Source organism: Phormidesmis sp. 146-33 (genome assembly GCF_052939515.1).
Genome location: NZ_JBJPHU010000202.1, coordinates 1 through 6,238 on the forward strand (window position 1 = coordinate 1; position 6,238 = coordinate 6,238).

The window sequence follows — 6,238 nt, forward strand, 5'->3', positions numbered from 1 at the left end:
CTTCTATTCTCGCGAATCGCCGACAGTCGCTCCCCCAACCAATAGATGCGCCCCAGCAAAACCAATCGCTTGATGCTACCAAAGGAAACTACACCCAATTAGAAGCTTTGTTGGAGGCAGGGCAATTGAAAGAAGCAGATGAAGAAACTACCAAAAGTATGTACGAAGGTATGGGACAAAAGTTCTATCTTCGAGATCAGGATATACAGCAATTTCCTTGTGCTGACCTGCGCACGATCGATCAACTTTGGGTGAAGTATAGCCATGGCAGGTTTGGCTTTAGCGTCCAGAAGAAAATTTGGCAGAGGTGTGGTAGCCCTAAGAAGTACAATTCACAATGGGAAAAGTTTGGAGTAGAGGTGGGATGGCGAACGAAGGGACCGGCTATCCTCGGAGGAACTTGGAAAAGCGATGCAGAGTTAACTCTTGACATGTCTGCCCCAGTGGGACACTTCCCAGCCACGTTTAGGGTGAGAACGGGAAAAGAGACGGGAGGGTGGAGGGGGAGAGGGGGACATGTGTGGGGGTTCTCTTCTCTCGTGCAAAGACTTGTAGAATGTAGCATTTAACAGCTTCAGGCATTCCCAAAGATTTGTAATAGCATTCTTCTTCCACGAACCATCAGCTTTTCAAGGATTCATTACCTGGTACCAAGGGGTTTGTGCCTGTTTAATCTCGGATCATGGCAAGTTAGGAATTGTAGCAATTTGCCTCAACAAATTCCCTTGCCACCTTATGAATCTCTGAAGAAGTTGCTCATTCATCCCACAGATTCATTTGCCCTGGACTAGTTGTCTGGGGTTTGCCCTTCTTCTTAATTCCCTCAAGCAACCGACTCCTCCAATGCGGCTTCTTTTCCAGTTTCGGCTTTGGTTTATACCTCTGGCAAAACTTGTAGGGCAATGCCCACCCTACTCTTTAGGTTACTACATATTGAGTACACTTCAGGAAATATTTGAGACTTGACGCTATAGGCAGCATCTACATACAATAGTACTATTCACTTGGTCAGGTTCTTGGAGTTTTTATGACTAGAAGAGTTTTCTTTAGCTTTCATTACCAGCAAGATATTTGGCGAGTCAATGTTGTACGAAACCATGCCAAGGTAAAAAGCGGTTATCAGGAAGCTGGTTATTGGGATTGCTCTCTTTGGGAATCAACGAAGAGAACAGGTGAAAACTCACTCAAACAGCTCATTAATTCAGGTTTGCAGAATACCTCTGTTACCGTTGTGCTGATTGGAACTGAGACATCCGAACGTAAGTGGGTCAAATATGAAATTGAGAGAAGTCGCGAACGTGGCAATGGAATGCTAGGAATATACATTCATAACATTAAGGACATAAACGGAACACCTGACTTGAAAGGGAACAATCCTTTTGACAGCTTCACTGTCGAACAGCGCAGCCCGTATACTTATATGTCGAAGACGTATGTTAGTATGTCCCAGGTTTTCCCAACCTATGATTGGGTTTACAACGATGGATACAATAACTTTAGTAAGTGCGTTGAAGATGCAGCGAGGGTTGCAGGTAGGTAATTCTCACCTGTCGTGCTTGATGTACGTGCGTGTTCGATACAAATTGCTTTAGGCAACAACTTCCCAAACTGGATATTCTTCAATGACAGGGCGAGTTTGATCCCGTTCAGTCGTTTGAATAGGAAACCAGAGGGTTCTGGGAGGGCGATTGTTTTGTAAGCGAATTCGATTATGACAGTTTGGACATTCAACGACTCTGTTGGCAAGTTGATCCGGAGAAGTAGAAAAGTAACCGAAGTAGTCAACTTGTGGATCAGAAGTTGTTAAATTAAGGTGCCTTTCCCAATCAACGTGTTCTGGGCGACGATTTCGCGGACGACAATGTGGACAAGGTACTCGAACCGTTTTCCAGAAAGAATCTTTCATAAATTCAGGGTCGTACCAGCCAAAGGTAGGGCGAAGCACTAGAGATAGTAATTTAGCAGGACCTGAAGGCGGAATTCTTGTATCAGGACCAACTGTGAGCGGATCACTATTATTCAAAATTTTGAATAAACGATGAGACTGAGCGGACGTTATTGAGGGTATTGGTAGTTGAGAAGCCCCAATAAGAAGAGGAGTCAAGTCAGGACGAGACTTGTCTAAGACAATATAAGCTTGTCGAATAGATCTGTCTGAGTTACTTCGATGTTTAATCAGAAAGAGTAGCTCGGAGCAAGTCCAGAAGGAATCGAAGTAATCGTCTGACAGAAAAATAACGGCTCTGCTTGTTGATGTTATTTCATGTCCTAGCCGGGCTACACCTTCCCACATCTGCTGAAGCGTAACACACTCTGTCCTGTATGAGTATTCTGCTTCTGGCACTATCCGGACAGTGAGATCAGATGCCTTTGTAAATTTTTGACTCCATGTTTCTACAGCTTTTTGCTGAGTTCCACGAAAGCTTAAAAATACATCGGCAGCATTGTTAAACATCCAATATTGACTTGCTATCGGGCTACTGAAATTATCTGTTCTATCAGGTATAAAACGTTGACCAGAAAGAATAGTAAATAGGTATCGATCAAGCCAAGCTCCTAAAACCTCGTTAGTAAATGCTTCGCCATGAATTGGAGCGAATTGGTTGTAAGCCAATACATTACGAGGCAACGGGGTTCTACTAACAACTACGTACTTGCTCCCCGACTGTTTTGCTCTTTCGTTGAAGGCATGGTAGGCGTGACCAGGTTCAACGGATCCGTCCCAGAGTACTACATCTGAGCTGAACTCTGCTTTTAACGAATCACCACGATTTGCATCGGGACGTGATTCTACCAAATTAATCCCACGCCTATTGCATATAGGCTGAACGTAATGATCCAGGAGCTTCTGTCCTTTGTCATTGTGAACCCTGAAAAAAGAGAGTTTTGTCATATTACTATCTGAATTTTCCCATTTTTCTAACTTAATCAGATAAATCCGCTCTACTTGGATGGTAGTGGCACAACTAGAAGCAAAATTGTGATCAAGAACGTAATCAAATAAGGCAGGTTTGCCCAGGACTTGAGCGTGTTAGGAATTTGTCCGAGGAATTTGGTTGAGTTGTCGGGTTTGAGAAAATTTCCTTTAACTTTCTCGATCCATTCCTGATCTTCAGGAATGATATACCCACTTAAAATTCGGGCTAATCGGTTAAAGTTATCACGAAACTTTCGCTCCAAATACAAGTAGTAAACATCCAGAACACCGAATAGTGCAAAAGCGACAAATGCCAACACAAATAAAACCGCACTTCGATTGGTAAACCCAAAGCCCACTATTGCTGCCCAAACGGTTATTCCAACTTTTTTCACTTCTAATGAATTGTTTGCCATGCGCGTGATCGCATTTTGCAACATCTCGCTTTGCTTGATCAAATATTCCCTATTCTTTTCAACCCAGTCTAAATAGTTAGTTGACATAGTCTTTAAAGCAGCAATAGTTACCCAACTCTAGAATTTTACTGATTGTTTTTGAAGAGCATTTTCTGTAGCTTCAAGTAGCCAATTTGACAGGCTGAGAAATCACAGGATTCCAGGTACTCAAACGGATGCCATTCATTTTTGGCGATCGACTCCATATAGGTGCCATCCTGTTGAGCCAAATCTGGTTTCAGGTTTGTGACATCAGCATAGTACAGATAGCAGATCTCATTCACCTGAGTTCCCACAATATACTGACCCATCGGCAAAGCCTGAACCCGATAGCCCGTTTCCTCATACACTTCTCTTTTAGCCGCCGCTTCCGGCGATTCCCCCTCCTCTAACGCCCCAGTAACCGGACAGGGAAACAGCCTGAACCTTCCATCCACTTCTCGATTATCAATACAAAGATGCTGCTGGCGAATTAAAACTTCATACTGTTCCGGCTTTTCGCCACTTCTTTTCAAGAGAAACACCGCAACAGAATCCTTACCCTTGCGCTCCAAATACTGAAATCCTCTCGGAGATTCCTTAACTGCAATCCACTGAGCGCTAAAAATAATCCTATCTGCATCCATTGTCCACAGCCCCATCAGTTCTCGATCGCCTTAGATTACATCAGCAAGCACACGATCGCTACTCTTTCCCTTTATTTTCAACGCGATCTCCCCTCTCTCTGTAGGCTAGATTGAGCACCGTCAAGTTCTTGCCTATTAATCATTGGATGAAGTGAGACCCAACTGCAATCGATCGCTCCACTCCTGAGCATCGGCAGCAACCCGCAAACGATCGCTAAAGCAATCTCTAATCATGATCAGAGGATAAAAGATTAGATCCAGGAATTCGAGCTTTATCCTGATAGTGTGATCGCCCAAACTCCCCAACGAGCTAACCGCCGAATCCTTCATCAACCATTACCCCACTGCAAACTCCGTCAGCCGCCGCCCACTCACAGGCTGATACGCCAACACGATCTCCCCCTTCGGCACCCCCAATGCCACCAACTCATTCGCAACCCCCACCTCCGTTCCATCATGCTGAATCCAAATCTTGCCATCAATCAAATCGATATGAATCGTACAACCAAACACCCGTCGTCGATTCTCCCAGCCCACACTGAACAACTGATAGTGATCACGCTCCTCATCAAAAAACACAACCTCCTCAATCTCCCCGTAGGAAGACTTCAACCGACTATGCTCCGTTAAAATTTGCTTAATCCAAACCCGATATTGCTCTAGCTTATCCATTGCACAACCTCCTGCAAATCCGGATCAAAAATCAGCAACTTCACCGCATTCTCCGCAATGCTGATGCGGACGACCTCCTCTGGAAAAAATTCCTCATAGGTGAACAGCGGCACCGCCAGATACAGCACTCGCTCTGGCTGCTTCAACCGCAACGCAATGCGGTAATTAATAAACTGTCCCAGCGCGGCATGAAATTCTGAAACGGTTGAAGGCGCCAGAAAACTCTTCACCTCCACAGCGATAAACTGATTATCCTTCTCCGCCGCCACCAGAGCCTCAGCCGCCAAATCAATCTGCAATTTATACCGCGTCGAAAACTTCAGCGCCAAAGGATCAGCCGTCACCTTCCAGCCATCCTTGATCAACGCAGCCTTCACAACATCATGATAAACATCCCGTGCGGACATATGCCAAATCACTCATCAGTACATTCATTGTATTGTTTATCCCGCAAGGTAAAAGAGGTAATACCTACCCCACACTGCTGGATGCATTATTAACCTTTCCAGGGTCAGTCTAGCTGGGAGTTTGATAAATGGCATAGTCGTTGTCTATTTTGCTGGGGCACATGCTCCCTTTCCACCAACATTTTCTCTAATTCACCAGCAGAATCTTCTGACAGTGGCACTGTTTCCTCGCCCGTATGCAGATTCCCTCGACAAATCGTGCGCCTCGCTTCATTCCGAATAATAAAGTCACCCGTGGGTTGAACGTAGGCAGTCCACTTGTTGCCTACCTTAAACTGAGCAATTTCAGCATCACCTGACCTTTGCTGCTCATAGGTAGTGCCAACGGCTGTCACCAGTCCTGAAAACATCTCCCTGCGCCATTGATCTCTATCCCGTTCAGAGTTTTGAACCGATTCGGCACCGGGGAGGACTGGCTCAGGCAGTTGAATGGAATCAGGGTTCAACTTCAGTACCACGCTGGAACCTTCAGGACGTAGATTAGCTTCAAAAGAACTTCCGATCGGTAGCTTAGGAGTATCCGGTGAGAAAGTGCCAAGGTTCTTGTCGTCGATCTGGACGATCGGGGTGCCGTTATAACGGTAATACTCTGGATGCGATTCCGGCAGTTCAAACTCCCCCACCTGAACACTCACAGACTGATTGCGCCATTGCTTACTGGCAAAGTTCTCCCCAGCAAAGTCATTGTGACGGATACCCAAAACCTTTATTTCATCGAACTGAAATGCCTGAAGCTGTTGACAGACCTCTTCTGTAAATAGGTTGTACGCCAGCGCCCCCACGCCTGAATCCTGCCGCGATTCTGCCCACGTATGATCCGCGGGAGGAATAATTCGCAAATCATCGGGTACACGAAGTTCATCCAGATCGTTAACATTTTTGCCAAACTTCGCCTCCAGCTTTTCAACCAAACGGGGCGGAAGATCTTTGAGCGCAAACTCAATCATCGGTAGCTGCGGATGAATCATCGCATCAAATTGAATGCCCTTCTGCTCCAGAGTTTCCTTCCACCGAATCGCATCCGACCCAAACGGTACACTCAACACTTGACATACTCACCGTCCTAAAGGAGCGGTGATTCTTGACGCTTCGCCGACTGAT

At 45.6% G+C, this 6,238-nt stretch carries 8 protein-coding genes; 2 read left to right on the forward strand and 6 right to left on the reverse strand.

The genetic code is table 11. The features are described from left to right. Together ACJ2PR_RS34605 and ACJ2PR_RS34610 are read left to right on the forward strand one after the other, a co-directional pair. A partial coding sequence (locus ACJ2PR_RS34605; protein WP_446862277.1) for a GUN4 domain-containing protein occupies positions 1-569 on the forward strand: 569 nt, incomplete at its 5' end. Positions 570-1,027: 458 nt separating this feature from the next. Then, positions 1,028-1,540 (forward strand): TIR domain-containing protein, encoded by a 513-nt coding sequence (locus ACJ2PR_RS34610; protein ID WP_446862276.1) that lies wholly within the window; start codon positions 1,028-1,030, stop codon positions 1,538-1,540. 48 nt (positions 1,541-1,588) lie between these two features. Here the strand turns inward: ACJ2PR_RS34610 and ACJ2PR_RS34615 are convergent, their stop codons facing one another. From ACJ2PR_RS34615 to ACJ2PR_RS34640, 6 genes are all read right to left on the reverse strand, one after another. After that, complete coding sequence (locus tag ACJ2PR_RS34615) at positions 1,589-2,893, reverse strand: hypothetical protein (RefSeq protein ID WP_446880453.1); 1,305 nt, start codon at positions 2,891-2,893, stop codon at positions 1,589-1,591. Between the two features lie 50 nt (positions 2,894-2,943). Then, entirely contained in the window at positions 2,944-3,420 is a 477-nt protein-coding gene (locus ACJ2PR_RS34620; protein ID WP_446871774.1) for a hypothetical protein, read from the reverse strand. 38 nt (positions 3,421-3,458) lie between these two features. Further along, positions 3,459-3,998: an NUDIX domain-containing protein gene (locus tag ACJ2PR_RS34625; RefSeq protein ID WP_446880454.1), complete on the reverse strand. Its 540-nt coding sequence runs from the start codon at positions 3,996-3,998 to the stop codon at positions 3,459-3,461. Between the two features lie 336 nt (positions 3,999-4,334). Next, positions 4,335-4,670: an element excision factor XisI family protein gene (locus ACJ2PR_RS34630; RefSeq protein ID WP_446871776.1), complete on the reverse strand. Its 336-nt coding sequence runs from the start codon at positions 4,668-4,670 to the stop codon at positions 4,335-4,337. Further along, positions 4,658-5,077 (reverse strand): element excision factor XisH family protein, encoded by a 420-nt coding sequence (locus ACJ2PR_RS34635; RefSeq protein WP_446871777.1) that lies wholly within the window; start codon positions 5,075-5,077, stop codon positions 4,658-4,660. Before ACJ2PR_RS34635 ends, ACJ2PR_RS34630 begins: the two co-directional genes overlap by 13 nt. 104 nt (positions 5,078-5,181) lie before the next feature. Further along, on the reverse strand, positions 5,182-6,183 hold the full coding sequence (locus tag ACJ2PR_RS34640; protein ID WP_446871778.1) for a hypothetical protein: 1,002 nt from the start codon (positions 6,181-6,183) through the stop codon (positions 5,182-5,184). Positions 6,184-6,238 lie beyond the last annotated feature (55 nt).